This is a genomic window from Streptomyces sp. NPDC018019 (assembly GCF_044327805.1).
Classification (GTDB): Bacteria; Actinomycetota; Actinomycetes; order Streptomycetales; family Streptomycetaceae; genus Streptomyces.
Window position 1 is genome coordinate 19,325 of record NZ_JBIRGD010000026.1, and the last position, 16,057, is coordinate 35,381.

8 protein-coding genes and 1 CRISPR repeat array are annotated in these 16,057 nt (G+C 70.3%); of the genes, 2 read left to right on the forward strand and 6 right to left on the reverse strand.

Annotated elements, in window-relative coordinates; genetic code table 11:
* The first annotated feature begins 31 nt into the window (after nucleotides 1–31).
* A complete protein-coding gene (locus tag ACH4FX_RS33115) occupies nucleotides 32–3,820 on the forward strand; it encodes an SGNH/GDSL hydrolase family protein (RefSeq protein ID WP_398485133.1) in 3,789 nt (1,262 codons plus the stop codon).
* Between the two features lie 79 nt (nucleotides 3,821–3,899).
* A complete protein-coding gene (locus tag ACH4FX_RS33120; protein WP_398485134.1) occupies nucleotides 3,900–4,202 on the forward strand; it encodes a hypothetical protein in 303 nt (100 codons plus the stop codon).
* A 1,074-nt stretch (nucleotides 4,203–5,276) separates the two neighbouring features.
* A CRISPR array of direct repeats spans nucleotides 5,277–10,929; the repeat unit is 29 nt; unit sequence GGGAACAGCCCCGCACGCGCGGGGACCAC.
* A 123-nt stretch (nucleotides 10,930–11,052) separates the two neighbouring features.
* Here ACH4FX_RS33120 and cas2e read toward each other — a convergent pair.
* The 6 genes from cas2e to casB form a co-directional block, all read right to left on the reverse strand.
* Nucleotides 11,053–11,418 (reverse strand): type I-E CRISPR-associated endoribonuclease Cas2e, encoded by a 366-nt coding sequence (gene cas2e / locus ACH4FX_RS33125; RefSeq protein WP_398485135.1) that lies wholly within the window; start codon nucleotides 11,416–11,418, stop codon nucleotides 11,053–11,055.
* Nucleotides 11,415–12,356: a type I-E CRISPR-associated endonuclease Cas1e gene (gene cas1e / locus ACH4FX_RS33130; protein WP_398485136.1), complete on the reverse strand. Its 942-nt coding sequence runs from the start codon at nucleotides 12,354–12,356 to the stop codon at nucleotides 11,415–11,417. Before cas1e ends, cas2e begins: the two co-directional genes overlap by 4 nt.
* Nucleotides 12,353–13,075 carry a type I-E CRISPR-associated protein Cas6/Cse3/CasE gene (cas6e, locus tag ACH4FX_RS33135; protein ID WP_398485137.1) on the reverse strand — a complete coding sequence of 241 codons (723 nt, stop codon included), beginning with the start codon at nucleotides 13,073–13,075 and terminating at the stop codon, nucleotides 12,353–12,355. Before cas6e ends, cas1e begins: the two co-directional genes overlap by 4 nt.
* Nucleotides 13,075–13,839: a type I-E CRISPR-associated protein Cas5/CasD gene (gene cas5e / locus ACH4FX_RS33140; protein WP_398485138.1), complete on the reverse strand. Its 765-nt coding sequence runs from the start codon at nucleotides 13,837–13,839 to the stop codon at nucleotides 13,075–13,077. The genes cas6e and cas5e overlap by 1 nt, the downstream gene beginning before the upstream one ends.
* Nucleotides 13,836–15,050 (reverse strand): type I-E CRISPR-associated protein Cas7/Cse4/CasC, encoded by a 1,215-nt coding sequence (gene cas7e, locus ACH4FX_RS33145; RefSeq protein ID WP_398485139.1) that lies wholly within the window; start codon nucleotides 15,048–15,050, stop codon nucleotides 13,836–13,838. The genes cas5e and cas7e overlap by 4 nt, the downstream gene beginning before the upstream one ends.
* 138 nt (nucleotides 15,051–15,188) lie before the next feature.
* Nucleotides 15,189–15,974: a type I-E CRISPR-associated protein Cse2/CasB gene (gene casB, locus ACH4FX_RS33150; RefSeq protein ID WP_398485140.1), complete on the reverse strand. Its 786-nt coding sequence runs from the start codon at nucleotides 15,972–15,974 to the stop codon at nucleotides 15,189–15,191.
* Nucleotides 15,975–16,057 lie beyond the last annotated feature (83 nt).

Below are 16,057 nucleotides of genomic sequence, written 5' to 3' on the forward strand. Positions count from 1 at the left end.
CAAGGGTTGGAAAAAGAGCCAGGACCGGGCCGTGACCAGCGCGGCTGACGCGAAGGCCTACCGGATTCTCGTCGCCGACGAGTCGAAGGCGTACGACTGGAAGACGGTCGCGGCCCTCTCGGAGCCCGGCATGCCCGCCGATTCATGGATCGGCAACCAGTGCGTCATGGACCGCGACCACGTCGCGGCCGTGTACGCACCCCGCGCGTTCACGAACAAGCCCGACTTGATGCAGGGCGGCGCGTTCACGGCGATCGTGAACACCAAGACGGGCGATGTGACGAAGCTGCCGTTCACCGGCACCCTCGCCTACTTCGACCCCACCTGCAACACCACCACGCACACCGCCGCCTTCACCCAGTACCGCGACATGAACGACGCGTCGAAGGTGAAGACGCAGGTGATCACCGTGGACACGGCCGGAAAAACGGTCGCCACGACGGGCGAGCTGCAAGGGCAGGTGTCCTCGGCGGCCCCGGTCAAGGACGGCGTGGTCGCCGGCCTCGGCCGCGATCTCGTCCACATCAACGGTCAGGGCAAGACCCGCCGGCTCGCCACCGGCGACAGCATCCCCTTCGACATCCGCCCCATGACGGGTGACCGGGTCGGCTTCGTGGACCGCAAGGACACCAAGACGGCCCAGGTAAAGGTCTACGACGGCCATGGCAAGCCGCGCACGGTCGCCACCGGACGTCTCGGCGACCTCGACCTCGTACCCGGCGAGCAGGGCCGTGCCTTCCTCACCGGTCGCCCCACGGACGTCAAGGTAGAGGGGAGCGGCGTCACCAAGGTCGAAGCGCCGGCCGACACAGACGTCTCCTCCCACGGCCGCCTCGCCGTCAACCCGGTCCTCACCCCCGGTATCCGCGCCGGGCTGACCCGTATCCAGGGGGCCGGGAAGGGCTTCGACAAAGCCAACGAACCCGAGGCGGGCGTGCGTGCCCGTTCCGGCAAAGCCCCCGGGACAGCGGACCAGGACACCCCGCTCACGGTCACCTCGACCGCCACGACGACCGGAAAGAAGGTCGAGCAGCGGGTCGCCGCGACGCAGCCGAACACCCGAAACGGTCTCTCGCCTGCCTTGACCGGTGCCACCCAGCCGCGGGTGATGACGAGTGCGGCCGCGTCCGTCTCCCACGATCCCCGGGACACCGACCGCTGGTGCTCCGTCTCCCGCAACGACATGAGCGCGCAGGCGCTGCAGCCGACGCCGAACCAGGTCGAGTGGGCAGTGGACATGGCTGTCCGCGGCGAGCTGCACAGCCAGTGGCTCCGCCAGGGCGGCTACCGCAGCCAGGCCGGCCTCGGCACGATCGACCCGCAGAAGATGTTCCCGCTGCCGAAGCTGAAGGGCGGCGGCCGGATACCCGCCAACGTCCTGCTCGGCATCCTGGCGCAGGAGTCCAACCTGTGGCAGGCCGAATCCGGCGCGATCCCCGGCCAGATGGGCAACCCGTTGGCCGCCGTGGACGGCTACTACGGCCACAACGTCAAGGACACCCTGCTGGGCTACTGGCGCATCAACTGGAAGAAGTCCGACTGCGGTTACGGAGTGGGTCAGGTCACCGACGGCATGCGCCTGGCGGGGCATGAGAAGGAGGGAGAGACGAGCAGCACCGACCCGAAGGTGCAGAAGCTGATCGCGATCGACTACGCCTCCAACATCGCCGCCTCCATGAAGATCCTCGCCGACAAGTGGAACGAGGTCCACACGGACGGCCAGAAGATTACGGTCAACAACGACGACCCCTCCCGCGTGGAGAACTGGTTCACCGCAGCCTGGAACTACAACCTCGGCTTCAACCCCAAGTCGGACTCTGCAAAGAACGGCGGCCACTGGGGCCTGGGCTGGTACAACAACCCCGCCAACCCCATGTACAAGAAGGGCGCGTGGGACCACCCCTTCATGGATGTCAGCCTCGGCAGGGACCACATCCGTGATGCGGCACACCCGCAGTACTGGCCTTACGAGGAAAAGGTGATGGGCTGGGCCGCCTGGTCCATCGACACCGGTTTCTCCTACGGCACGGACGGCCGTCAGGACTGGGAGGGCGAGTCCGGGTTCTCCTCCGCCGGCTTCCAGCCCGCCTGGTGGACCGATGTCACCTACCGGACCCGCGTCAGCCCGCCGCTGGACACCTTCTGCAACAAGAAGAACGGTTGCGACCCGAAATCTCCGGCCGAGTGCCCTGACGAAGCCTGCTACCGGCAGTTCTGGTGGAATCAGGAGAACGCCACCTGGAAACCCGACTGCGACAAGACGTGCGGGCACGAGAACATCAAGTACAAAACGCTGCGCGACGAGCCCGGCAACGGCCACCGGCTGAAGAACGGTGAACCGGTGTGCGGCCCCGCCCCGAAGGGCGCCGAGGTCGTCACCTCCATCCCTGACGGCACAGATACGTGGTCCAGCTGCGGCAAGGCGTCCTCCAAGGGATCGTTCCAGTTCACGTTCTACCCCGATATGGACAAGCAGTACGAGGCGAAGGCCGATCTGCATTCGGTCGGCGGTGGCCATGGCGGCCACTTCTGGTACTCCCACACCCGTAACGAGGACAATCTCGGGGGCGAGGGCAACCGGATGACGATCAACGGGCAGTGGACACTGGGCCACAAGCTGGACTGGGCACGGGTGCTGGTGCACCTGCCCGACACCGGCGCACAGACCCGGCAGGCCGCCTACGTCGTCCGCAACTCCGACACCAACAGTCCAAAGCGCCACGTGCTCCAACGGGCCGGCGGGTGGGTCAGCCTCGGTGCGTTCCACTTCACGGGGACTCCGCAGGTCGAGCTGTCGAACGTGACGAAGGACGGGACCGCGGACGAGGACATCGCCTGGGGCTCGATAGCCTTCCAGCCTCTTTCCGGCAAGCCGAAGAACTCCGTCGTCGCCATGGGCGACTCCTACTCCTCCGGCGAGGGTTCCACAGCACCGGGTGGCAAGGACTACTTCCCGGAAACCGACTACTACAACAAGCTGAGCAAGACGAGCACGGACAAGTGCCATCGCTCGAAGCTGGCCTGGTCGCGGCAGGCATCCCTGCCCGGCTACTCGAAGTCCATCGGTGAGATGGCCGACAGCTTCGACCCGCAGATGGACTACCACTTCGTGGCCTGCTCCGGCGCCCGCACCTACGACATGTTCCAGGAGCAGTCCGGCGAGGCTCCGCAGATCGACTCCGGTTACCTCGACAACAACACCACTCTGGTCACGATGAGCATCGGCGGCAACGACGCCCGGTTCTCGGACATCGTCAAGTTGTGTGTTTTCCCGAAGTGGTTGAACTGCAACGCCAACGACATGGACAACGTCGATCCGACCAACGGCAATGACGCCGCAGGGAAAACCGGGCCGCTGGAGGACTGGGCGCCGAAGTGGTTGCACAACTCTGTACGTCCCCAGATCGTGAAAACGCTCAACGCCATTCACGCCAGGGCGCCGAAGGCGAAGGTTGTCCTCATGGGCTACCCGCGTCTGTTGTCCACGGCGAAGGGAACAACGTATCCGGGTACCTGCGTCATGAACATGGAGAAGTCGGAGGGCGAGTGGCTCAACGTCATGGCGGACAATCTTGCGGCGGAAATGAAGGGGGCAGCGCAGGACGCCGGTTCATGGGCGGTGTTCTCCGATCCGCGTGACGAATTCGATGGCAAGACGATCTGCGGGAGCCCTGAGACCGTGCATGGCATCGTGATGACTGGACGGTCGAAGGCGGACGCAGACCTTCCGAATGCGTCGATGCAGTCGTTCCACCCCAAGCCCGCGGGTGCCCGGCTGTATGCAGACAGCCTGGAGCACACGCTTCAGGGTAAGGACTGACAACCGATAACCAGCCGGGGTCTGAGTAGGTGAGTATCTTCACTCAGACCTCGGCCTTTTCATACAGGATGATGGAAGCGTGAAAGAATCCCGACAAAGCGACGTTCCGGTAGCTGTCGTCGTGGCCGTCGTCGACCTGGTGATCATGGCGATGCTGGCTTCCTCGTACGTATTGTCCGGGCTGAGTATCGGTGCTCCGGATGCCCGTGACGTGCACCAGCGTGACACCTACCAGCACGACATTCTCGTCATCACCACGCTGTTCGCCGGCGGGGGTTGTGCGCTCGCTGCCCTGTTCCGGTTCTGGAAGACAAGCATCACCCATCTCGTGGTGACCGGACTTCCTCTGCTGGCCTGTATTGCTTGGCGCAGCTGGAGCTGACCGTCGTCGCACCACTCTCGGGCTGGCGCGGTCTGTTTCCGCCGTGGGAGCACTGGGCTGCCCGGAAAGCGGGCATTTCCGGGCAGGTGCGGGCCGGGCAGAACCTGCCGCAGACTGGTGCCCACGAGGGCGTGACTTTGTAGACGGTCACCGTCGGTTGCCCTATGTCATAAGGCAACCAAGCCCAACTGAGCCTTGCCGGATGCCTTGCTCAGTAAAACGGGATGATGCTTGCGCATGCGCTGGGATCACAGGTTGCTCGGCTCCCCTTTTCAGGGCCGTCCGGAACCGCCCCTGCGTGTGGGGACCATATCCTGGACAACCTGATCACCGGCCGCAAGTAGGGAACAGCCCTGCACGCGCGGGGACCACCCCTGGACTCGTGATGCGGGCCAGAGAGAGGCGGGAACAGCCCCGCACGCGCGGGGACCACCAGAGAAGCCGAGCCCCGGACCCGGTCGGCGAGGGAACAGCCCCGCACGCGCGGGGACCACGGCCGGCCGCCCCCCCGCGACGAAAGCCGAGGGGATCACCCCCGCACGCGCGGGGACCACATGGGCCCGAGTGAAGCCCTGGCCGACGCGATGGGACCACCCCCGCACGCGCGGGGACCACTCGTATCCACCCGCTCCCGGGCTCTTGCCGTCTGGATCACCCCCGCACGCGCGGGGACCACCACCACCTTGCCGAGACCTCCGTACAGCTCGCGGGATCACCCCCGCACGCGCGGGGACCACGGTCTAGGGGCGGGGCGGGCGACTTTCGAATGTTGTGTCGAACCAACGACTTCGACGCTGGCGCGACCGTTGGCAGCCCTATGTCATGAGGCCACCCAGCCCACCGACCCCTGGCGCACATCCTGCTTTCAGTAAGGGGTAGTGCTTGCCTGCCGCCTACGCCTCACAGGCTGGGACGATCCGCTCGCTGGTTCGTCGGGCCGGGTGAGAGGTTGAAGCGTCGTGCAGGTCGGAGCGTGGCCTTGAGGGACACCTCAGCCGGCGGGCTGTCGCGCGGGAGGTGTCAAGGCGCCACATGCGCGGACCATGACGGGCCGACCCTCGATGAGGAGGTCCGGCATGAGCCCAAGCCCGCGCCAGGACCACGTGGGCCATCGGGCACGTGCTCGATGCGCATCCGGGGATCACCCCCCGCACGCGCGGGGACCACCGGTGATCGTGGATCAGGGCCGGGACCGTACCGGGATCACCCCGCACGCGCGGGGACCACCGGTGATCGTGGATCAGGGCCGGGACCGTACCGGGATCACCCCGCACGCGCGGGGACCACAACGGGCCTGGGCTCCGGCCCGAGCTGAATGTGGGATCATCCCCGCATGCGCGGGGACCACGTGTCCAGCCGGGCCTTCATCTTCGGGCTGGCGGGATCACCCCCGCACGCGCGGGGACCACATGAACACCGGCCCGGATCGCGAGTACGAGTGGGGAACAGCCCTGCATGCGCGGGGACCACCGAATCACGTCCAGCGTGCGGACGCCGTACTTGGGAACAGCCCCGCACGCGCGGGGACCACGCTGGTGGTCCACGGTGCTACTCCGAGGTTTCGGGAACAACCCCGCACGCGCGGGGACCACCGGCGTCGCTTGGTCCGCCACGGCCACCTCCCGGGAACAGCCCCGCACGCGCGGGGACCACCCGATCCTGCCCAGGACCTCAAAGGGCGTCATGGGAACAGCCCCGCACGCGCGGGGACCACTACCTGCTGGTATTCGGGATGTTCATCTTCGGGGGAACAGCCCCGCACGCGCGGGGACCACTCCCCGCCGGTGGCAGTGATCGGCACACTGATGGGAACAGCCCCGCACGCGCGGGGACCACCAGGGCCTGCCCGGCGCGCACGGGCGTGGCCGGGGAACAGCCCCGCACGCGCGGGGACCACCGGCTCGCCCAAGGCGAGTCCACGAAGACGGCGGGAACAGCCCCGCACGCGCGGGGACCACTCGGCAGCCTCAACGGCGGCCTCACGCTGGGAGGGAACAGCCCCGCACGCGCGGGGACCACGCCGCCGCCCGCATCCTGGCGACCGTCATTGCGGGAACAGCCCCGCACGCGCGGGGACCACCGTCGGGCCGTTGCGGTGCTTGCCGACGATCAGGGAACAGCCCCGCACGCGCGGGGACCACGTGCAGATCATTCCCCTATACCGAACCGGAGGGGGAACAGCCCCGCACGCGCGGGGACCACCTACTCGACGGGAAACTGTGCGGGCTGATCCGGGGAACAGCCCCGCACGCGCGGGGACCACATCTGGCTCGCGCAGACCGCCGACTGGTCCACGGGAACAGCCCCGCACGCGCGGGGACCACTGAGAAGGCGTGTACTCCCAGTCCTCGCGGAAGGGAACAGCCCCGCACGCGCGGGGACCACTGGGGCCTGGGGTGCGTCCATGGGGGAAGCGGGGGAACAGCCCCGCACGCGCGGGGACCACGGGTCGCCGTCGGCCCCGCACTCCGGGCAGGCGGGAACAGCCCCGCACGCGCGGGGACCACCGGACGAGCACGCAGCGGCCGGACGGGAACCGGGGAACAGCCCCGCACGCGCGGGGACCACCCGACGGAAGAGGACCGGGCCAAAGCCAGAGGGGGAACAGCCCCGCACGCGTGGGGACCACCCTCCTTCTTCTTCGCGCGCCGGGGCGCCGGAGGGAACAGCCCCGCACGCGCGGGGACCACACCGAGATCAGCGAGCACATCACCCACCGCGTGGGAACAGCCCCGCACGCGCGGGGACCACGGCCTGCTGGCCTCTTCCGTCCGGGGCTTGCCGGGAACAGCCCCGCACGCGCGGGGACCACACCACGACCGAGTGGGGCCAGGGCTACCAGGTGGGAACAGCCCCGCACGCGCGGGGACCACCCCTTCGATGGGGTGTCCCCGAGCTTCGGCCCGGGAACAGCCCCGCACGCGCGGGGACCACAGGTGGCCCAAACCCCAGCTCCGGCGCGCTTCGGGAACAGCCCCGCACGCGCGGGGACCACTCCACGCACCGGGCGAATCCGGCGAGGATCGCGGGAACAGCCCCGCACGCGCGGGGACCACAGGTGGCGCGCGGCGCTCGCCATGATGACCGGGGGAACAGCCCCGCACGCGCGGGGACCACTGGTCGGCGACCGTGGTCATGCCGCGGCGGGCGGGAACAGCCCCGCACGCGCGGGGACCACCGCGGTACCCGGCGGCGGAGATCGCGGCGACGGGGAACAGCCCCGCACGCGCGGGGACCACGGTGCGGCCGGCGCACGTCGGGCACTCCCCGCGGGAACAGCCCCGCACGCGCGGGGACCACAGGCTATCCCGCACCACTGACACAAGCCCGTGAGGAACAGCCCCGCACGCGCGGGGACCACGACCAGGCGGGCCAGGTCCGGGTTCCACACGCGGGAACAGCCCCGCACGCGCGGGGACCACCAGGTGACAACCCCGGAGAACCCAGCCCGACCGGGAACAGCCCCGCACGCGCGGGGACCACCCCACCCGCCGGCACCTTCGGCCGGTCCCCTACGGAACAGCCCCGCACGCGCGGGGACCACTGCCCGTGGCTTACCACGGGCTGTGTCCCACAGGGGAACAGCCCCGCACGCGCGGGGACCACTCCAGCAGGGCCAGTGCCCATGGACCAGGTGAGGGAACAGCCCCGCACGCGCGGGGACCACCAGGGCCAGCGACCGTACGTGACGGTCGCCCCGGGAACAGCCCCGCACGCGCGGGGACCACTCTTCTTTGACTGACCACGGGATCAGCTTGTCGGGAACAGCCCCGCACGCGCGGGGACCACGTGTCCATCCGCTGCGACAGCGCCAGCCACATGGGAACAGCCCCGCACGCGCGGGGACCACCCTGTGTACAACGAGTTCGGCCACCTGGGCGAGGGAACAGCCCCGCACGCGCGGGGACCACCACCCGCTGGTCGGAAGTGGGCTCTGGCGCCGGGGAACAGCCCCGCACGCGCGGGGACCACCGTGCCGCCCGCTACCTGGGAAGTGCCCGGTCGGGAACAGCCCCGCACGCGCGGGGACCACAATCCGGCCTGATCCCACCCGTGCGGGTGGCGGGGAACAGCCCCGCACGCGCGGGGACCACTCCACTCAGCCGAGTATCGAGGATTTCGAGGAGGGAACAGCCCCGCACGCGCGGGGACCACCCCGACGTGGTCCGCCGCGCGCAGGCTGAAGGGGGAACAGCCCCGCACGCGCGGGGACCACCACGGCGCCCGCGTCGAGGGCGGCCATGTGTCTGGCCGCGGGAACAGCCCCGCACGCGCGGGGACCACGACCAGCCGACGGCCAGCGGCCACATCAGGGCGGGAACAGCCCCGCACGCGCGGGGACCACAGCATCTCTCCGCCGCCGCGCAGGCTCAGGCGGGGAACAGCCCCGCACGCGCGGGGACCACGCCATCAGGTCAGCGATTCCACGCGTCGAGAAGGGAACAGCCCCGCACGCGCGGGGACCACGAGATCCACGGCGGTGTGATCCGCTCGGTGGCGGGAACAGCCCCGCACGCGCGGGGACCACCGGTCTGCGCGACGCTGCCGGTCGTCTTCAGGAGGAACAGCCCCGCACGCGCGGGGACCACGGGTGGAAGAGGCTGTGCAGCGTCAGCGTCACGGGAACAGCCCCGCACGCGCGGGGACCACGCACCGCCCGTCGCGTAGGAGTGCCCGCCGCCGGGAACAGCCCCGCACGCGCGGGGACCACCCGGCCACCTGGACCACTGCCCGGCAAGGTGAGGGAACAGCCCCGCACGCGCGGGGACCACATCAGCTCGTGGCGCGAGAACGGCGGCCAGCAGGGAACAGCCCCGCACGCGCGGGGACCACCCAACGTGTGGTGCAGTGTGCAGCGTTGCGTCGGGAACAGCCCCGCACGCGCGGGGACCACGAGCAGCAGGGCCTGCGCAATCTGCACGCCGAGGGAACAGCCCCGCACGCGCGGGGACCACAACTGACACCAGCGCCCGGCATTTTGTGGTGGGGGAACAGCCCCGCACGCGCGGGGACCACGCCTCATCCGAACCTCCGGATTGTCTGGGGCCGGGAACAGCCCCGCACGCGCGGGGACCACTTTGGATGTCGCACTCATGCGTGCCACCGCCGGGGAACAGCCCCGCACGCGCGGGGACCACCAGGGCTCGCACCACTGGGTCATGACCCTGGAGGGAACAGCCCCGCACGCGCGGGGACCACTGGCCCCGGCCCCGGTCGCACGTCCACCTCTCGGGAACAGCCCCGCACGCGCGGGGACCACCGGGCGGCCTTCTCTGCCAGGTCCGCGCCGACGGGAACAGCCCCGCACGCGCGGGGACCACGCGCGGGAGCATGAGCCGACACGGAAGGCGCTGGGAACAGCCCCGCACGCGCGGGGACCACGAAGTGTCGAGTCCGCCCGCGAAGACGCGGCGGGGAACAGCCCCGCACGCGCGGGGACCACCAGGCCGCGCGCGACGCGTTCACCCGCCAAGTGGGAACAGCCCCGCACGCGCGGGGACCACACCCTGCGGCCGAACTGGAAGGAGTTCAGGGAGGGAACAGCCCCGCACGCGCGGGGACCACGCCCCGGACCGGCCTCCGGCCTCCGCGCGGTGGGGAACAGCCCCGCACGCGCGGGGACCACGTCTTCTTCGCGTCGCGCCAGGCCCGGCCCGCGGGAACAGCCCCGCACGCGCGGGGACCACGGTGAGGGGCAGGCCCTCGGCGGCCTCGCGCAGGGAACAGCCCCGCACGCGCGGGGACCACCGGCGCCGTCATCATCACCCCCATGCGGACACCGGGAACAGCCCCGCACGCGCGGGGACCACAGTGGTCAGCGTCCACCGACGCACTTCCGCTCGGGAACAGCCCCGCACGCGCGGGGACCACCGGATCGTGGACCCGGCCACCTTGGGACGGCCGGGAACAGCCCCGCACGCGCGGGGACCACTGGGCTGTTCATCGTGTTCTCCAGGACCGGGTGGGAACAGCCCCGCACGCGCGGGGACCACCCGGCCCAACCCCATCACCTCCGAGGAGGGGATGGGAACAGCCCCGCACGCGCGGGGACCACCCCTCCTCAGGTCACGTCTGGTGGACCCCTGCCGGGAACAGCCCCGCACGCGCGGGGACCACACCACCGGGCGCCGGCCCGGCCGCAGGCGGCCGGGAACAGCCCCGCACGCGCGGGGACCACTCTGTGACCGTTGCCCCAACGGTCACGGCCTCGGGAACAGCCCCGCACGCGCGGGGACCACATCGACCATGACGGACCCGGTGAGGTAGGCGAGGGAACAGCCCCGCACGCGCGGGGACCACGCAGCAAGCTGCACGGAGGTTTCAGCCAAGTGGGGAACAGCCCCGCACGCGCGGGGACCACCGCGGTCATCGGCGGGCGTCTCAGGCCACCAGGGGAACAGCCCCGCACGCGCGGGGACCACATTCGAAGCGAAGTTGATGGGTCGGCTGCCTGGGGAACAGCCCCGCACGCGCGGGGACCACTCCAGCCCGCCGCCGCCCGTCGCCGCGCTGATGGGAACAGCCCCGCACGCGCGGGGACCACTCCAGCCGCGGCGGTTTCGGCTCGCTGCGGCCGGGAACAGCCCCGCACGCGCGGGGACCACTGCCGCCCGCCGCTCGGCCTCGGTCGCGGCCCGGGAACAGCCCCGCACGCGCGGGGACCACCCCCCTCCCGGACACGGTGTACAGATTCCCTTGGGAACAGCCCCGCACGCGCGGGGACCACAGGTCGTGACCAGCGGCTTTGTCAGGCGGGGCAGTGGTTTTTGCTTACTTTCAAAGATTCCGGCATACCCGGCATTTGTTCAGGCATCGGCAGGCGGCTCCGCTCGTGGAGGGTGTGGGGCCATTATCGGCGGCCGTATTTGCGGCGTTGGGCGGCTTTGCTCCAGTTCTGTTTCGGGGGCTGGGGTGGGCGGCCGGTTTCCGGTGGGGTGGTTCGGGGGGCTGGTCGGTGGAGGAGGGTGAGTCCTTCGTGGTCGGTGGGGTGCCAGGCGTGGTGGTGGGTGCGGAAGGTGAAGCCTTGTTCGGTGTCGGTCTGGTGGACGAGGAGGGCGCGGCCTTGGTTGGCGTACTGGCGGACTTCGTCCCACAGGAGGTCGCGGATGCGGGCGGTGGGGGAGCCGAGGAAGACGCCGGGGGAGATTTCCAGGAGCCAGCGGGTGAGGAAGCCGCGCAGGCCGGCGGGGCAGTTGGCGAGGATGATGACGGTCACCACAGCACCTCGTCGCCGTAGTTGCGGCCGCTTTCCAGGTGGGCATCGCCGTCGGATTGCAGGGTCACGCGGTCCTGGTCGTTTGGGGTGTCGTCGTTGTGGTGGAGGAGGGTTTTGATGTCGTTGACGCAGCGGTTGAGGAGGTTGGTGTTGTTGATGCGGTTGCGCAGGGCTCGGCGGGTGCGGGAGGCCACGTCGTCGAGGCCGTCGGCGGCGGCGTCGAAGGCGGCGGGGATGGCGGTGTCGGTTTTGTAGAGGTCGGCGATGTCCAGGACGAAGGAGCGTTCGTGGCCGGAGTGGACGAAGCCGAGGGCGGGGGAGCAGCCCAGGGCGGTGACGACGGCGTGGGCGATGCCGTACATGCACTGGGCGGCGGCGGTGACGGCCTGGTTGGGGGCGTCGCCGGCGGCGAAGTTGTCGCGGTGGTAGTCGCGGCGGATCCAGGGGACGCCGGTGCGGGCGGATTCGCGGCGGTAGCAGTCTTTGAGGCGGCGGCCTTCCATGGACAGCAGGTCCTGGCGGGTGCGGCCAGTAGGGTCTTCGTCGGGAAAGCGCAGGCGGTACATGGCGCGGGCGACTTCCAGCCGGGTGCGCCGGTTGGCCCAGGCGCTGGCGTGGGCTTCGGCCAGGGCCGAGGAGCGGGTCAGGGCGCGGCCGCCGGCGTAGAAGCGCACGCCGTGCTCGCCGGCCCAGACCACGCCGGCGCCGCATTCGCCGAGGACGGACATGGCCTGGTGGGTGATGCGGGTGCCGGGGCCCAGCAGGAGGGTGCCGATGGTGGCGGCCGGGATGTGGGTGGTGCCGTCGGTGTCGGTGGCGGTGATGGCGTTGTCGTCGCGGTGCACGGTGCACCGTTCCAGGTAGATGAAGGAGAGCCGGTCGCCGACCCGGGCCAGTTCGCGGGGTGTGGAGGTGCTGCGGCGGCTGACGGTGCTCATCGGCCGCCTGCCGCGGCCAGTGTCATCAGGCCGCAGCCGTAGGCCTTGGACTTGCCCAGGCCGTGGGTGAGGGTGCGGCGGAAGGCGACGAGATCGGTGATGCGCAGCCGGCCGTCGAAGGTGACCCGGGTGAAGCGGACGTCCTGTCCGGCCTGTTTGGCCGGGGGGCGGCGGAACTGGAGCGGCTGCTGGTCGCGGACGATCAGCTCGTAGGCGTCGCTGTGCTCGGTCAGTTGGCGGTCGGCGGGCTTGGGCACTATTTCGAAGCCTGCTTTCTCCTGGCGCTGGAGCAGCCACTGCATCTGGTGGCGGGGGGTGACGTGTGCGGCGCGTTTGGTGCGGGCGCCCGGGGTGTCCTGGGGCAGGCGGATGTGGTGGACGGGGTTGGCGGTCAGCCGGAAGCCCCAGGTGTCCCCGGCCGCCAGGGCGTCGAGGAACTCGCCGTAGGCGAAGGTGGTCCAGCCGGGGGTTTCCAGGGTGGGCCAGCCGGCTTGTTTGACGAGGTGGGTCAGGTCCGGGCGGGTGGGGCTGACGATGAACAGGGTGGTTTCCGCCGGGGAGGTGCGGTCCACGCGCCACAGGATGCGGGGGCCCTGTCCGTCGCGGGGCGGGCGGTCGGGGAAGGCCATGTTGACGGCGCCGTGCATCAGGTGGGGGGAGCCGAGCAGCCGGCGGGCCTCGGTGCGGCCGGTGTTGACACGGAAGCGGGTCAGGTACATCAGGTGGTCCTCGGAGGCGGGGGCGTCGCTGGTGATTCAAAGGGGAGGGGGGTGAGGCCGGTGGTCGGTTCGTGGGCCGGGGGCGTGTCGGGGCGCACGGCGGTGGCCTGTGTGCTGCGGACGCCGCGCAGCGCGTAGCGGCGGTGGCGCGGGTCGTAGCTCACGGGGGTGTCCCGCAGGGAGAAGTCGGGGACATCTCCGGGCGGGCAGTCGAGGAGCACGTCCAGGACTTCCGGCCCGGGCGTGGCGTCGTGTCCGGCGGTGTGCTGGAGCTGTAGCACGTACCAGTCCGATGCCTGCCATTCGGCGCGGTGCAGGGCCTCTTCCAGGGGGGCCTCCTGCGGCGGGCCCATGTCGAGCCGCTGGGACGGGGGGCAGGAGCGGCGGCCGAGGTAGGGCAGGAAGCGGGGGCACAGCAGCGCTTCATAGAGCTGGTGCAGCAGCCTCGGGTCGCCTTCGAGGCCGGCGACGAAGACGGCGTCGGCCAGGTAGAAGCGTTCGGACAGCGGCATGGCCTTGCCGGAGTCGGCGTGGTGGGCGGTGTGGAAGTCGCGCAGCCGGGAGCCGGGCTGGTCGATGCGTACGCCGAAGCGCAGCGCGGCCAGGTCGGAGAGGTCCGCCTGGCGCGGGCGGCCCTGGGCCGCGGCGAGCAGGCCGAGCACGCCGCTTTTCGTCGGGGCGTTTTCGGTGCTGCGGCGCGCGAAGCGGGCCGCGGAGCCCCAGGCTTGCAGCGGGCCGGCGAGCCGCAGGAGCAGCACGCTCATACGCCGGACTCCAGACGCCCCGCGACGGCGGCCTCCACGTCCTTGACCAGTTCCGCCAGCGTGACGCTGGTACCGAGGTCCTTGAGGGCCTGGGTTTCCTCGCCCACCCGCAGGACCCAGCCCTGCTCGCCGTCCGGCACACCGAACGCCTTCTCCAGCTGCGGCACGTAGCTTCCCAGGCGCTTGCAGGCTTCCTCCAGGAAGCCGCCGTTCGCGCCCTGCGGTACCGGCTGTTCGAAGGCGCCGACGAAGCTGACGGGGCGGCGGGTGCGGAGCTTGACGATCACCGCGGACGGCAGGGTGTGGTTGCCGAACGTGTTGATCTTCCCGGTGGGCAGCGAGGTGATGAACCCTTCGAGGAAGGCGGCCACGGCCTTCTGCGCGGGAGTCGACGGCGCCTCGTCGGAGCGGAGGCCGGTGCCCAGGGTGCGGTGCAGCTCGTCGACGTCGACGGCCGCGTAGCGGTAGAGGGTGGCGGAGTTGAAGTCGATGGAGCCGATCATTCCGGCGCCCATCTCGGCGTCGGTGTTCTTGTCGTCAACGGCGGTGTAGTAGTCCGATTCGATCTCGGACTTGTGCACGCTGATCGCGTGGGCGACCTGGGTGGCGGCCTCCACGTTCAGGTCGGTGGAGTCGGCGACCATCCGGCCGAACAGCGCGATGTCCACCGAGTGCCGGGTGTCGACCGCCTGCTGGGCCGCCGTCTTGTTCTCCTTCTTCTTCAGCGCCGCCTGGAAGCTCTTGAGGCCGTCGCCGGCATCCAGTTCGATGGCCAGGGCGGCCAATGCGTCGAGCTGGCGGGTGCTGAGGAACATCAGGTACGAGGACTCCGGCGCCGCGCCGTTCGTTGCTTCTCCCTCGGCCTGGTCGTCCTTCCTCTTGCGCTTGGGCACTTCGATCTTGGAGCCGGTCGCCGCCTGGAGCATCTCGGCGGCCAGGCCGACGGCGTGGGCCGGATCTGTCGCCGGGGCCAGGGCGGTGATCCGCTCGGCCAGCACCTCGGCGACCTTCTTGGTGCGCACACCCAGCTCCGAGGGGGGCAGCAGGTCGTTGAAGGCTTTGCGGGTGGCCCGCTTCCACGCCTGGCTGGAGACCCGTGCCCGCCGTACACCGCCATACAGGGCGGATTTGGGGGTTCCGGTGTCGTCGCGGTTGAGGTTGCTCGGCGGGACGGTCTGGAGGATGTGGATGTCGACGATCGTGCGGCTCATCAAGGTCTTCCGTTCTGGGCTGGTAAGTGGGTCGGGTACGGGCTTCCGCGGCGAGGCGTGGGCCGTGTGCTGAAGGTGGCGGTGCTGGTGCCGGTGGGACATGGCGACGCGACGCATCGGCCACTCCCCTCCGGTGGCTCAGAGGCCGGGGTCGGGCTCGTCGGTCTCGGAGAGGGGCGGTGTGTCTTCGGCGCTGTCCTCGCCTTCACCGCCCGGCCGGGCCTGCCGGCTGTAGGACAGGTACAGCTCCCGTCCCCAGGTGCGGCGGACGCTCGCCCGCAGATCCTCGTTCTGCCAGCGGCACAACTGATCGGCGAGCCGGGCGTAGTCGAGCGGGATACGTGCGGTGCGCAGCAGCAGAACGACTTCGCGCAGGCGCACGGCGAGCATGTCAAACGAGGTCGAGGTGCCGATACGGACGAAGCGCTTGCGCAGCGTCTCGTTGAGTTCATCATCCAGACGAGGAGCGGAACGGGCTTGCTGCCGGTCCGGCTCCGGCTCGCCGTCAGCGGCGGGGCCGGCGTCCCCACCACCTCGGGCCAGGGCGCGAACCGCACGTCCCAGGCTCCAGCCGGGCTCGTACATGGCCGCATCCCGTACGGACTGCTGATGCAGCGCCCACAGCGTGACCGCCACATGAACGGCGTCTTCCTCGGCCCGCGTGCTCCCCTCACGCTGGTGCCGTGCGTGCTGAGAGAGCAGCTCCGGCGGTGCTTCGCTGCCTGCCGGGTCGGCCCCGTTCGCTTCCCGTCGCTTTTCCCAGACCCGCGCGAGGTCCTCCAAACCGTCGATGCCCCAGATGTCCGGGGTCTCGTGCACGGTCCGGCCGGCAGCCCGACGCAGCCGCGCCAGAATCGCGACGGCAACCGGCACATCCTGGCGGTAGAGATGCTGAAGCCGGCCGATGCAGCGAGCCGTGGCCACCTCTGGGGCGCTCCGCTGGTAGGTACTTCGGTGCGTGCGCTTGGAGCTTTCCGTTCGGCGGTCTGTGCGTGGCTGCGGGCCGG

Bases quoted from the DNA above. Each gene is read 5' to 3' on its own strand.
- cas1e (WP_398485136.1), bottom strand. From the start codon at position 12,356: ATGAGCACCGTCAGCCGCCGCAGCACCTCCACACCCCGCGAACTGGCC.
- cas6e (WP_398485137.1), bottom strand. From the start codon at position 13,075: ATGTACCTGACCCGCTTCCGTGTCAACACCGGCCGCACCGAGGCCCGC.
- cas5e (WP_398485138.1), bottom strand. From the start codon at position 13,839: ATGAGCGTGCTGCTCCTGCGGCTCGCCGGCCCGCTGCAAGCCTGGGGC.
- cas7e (WP_398485139.1), bottom strand. From the start codon at position 15,050: ATGAGCCGCACGATCGTCGACATCCACATCCTCCAGACCGTCCCGCCG.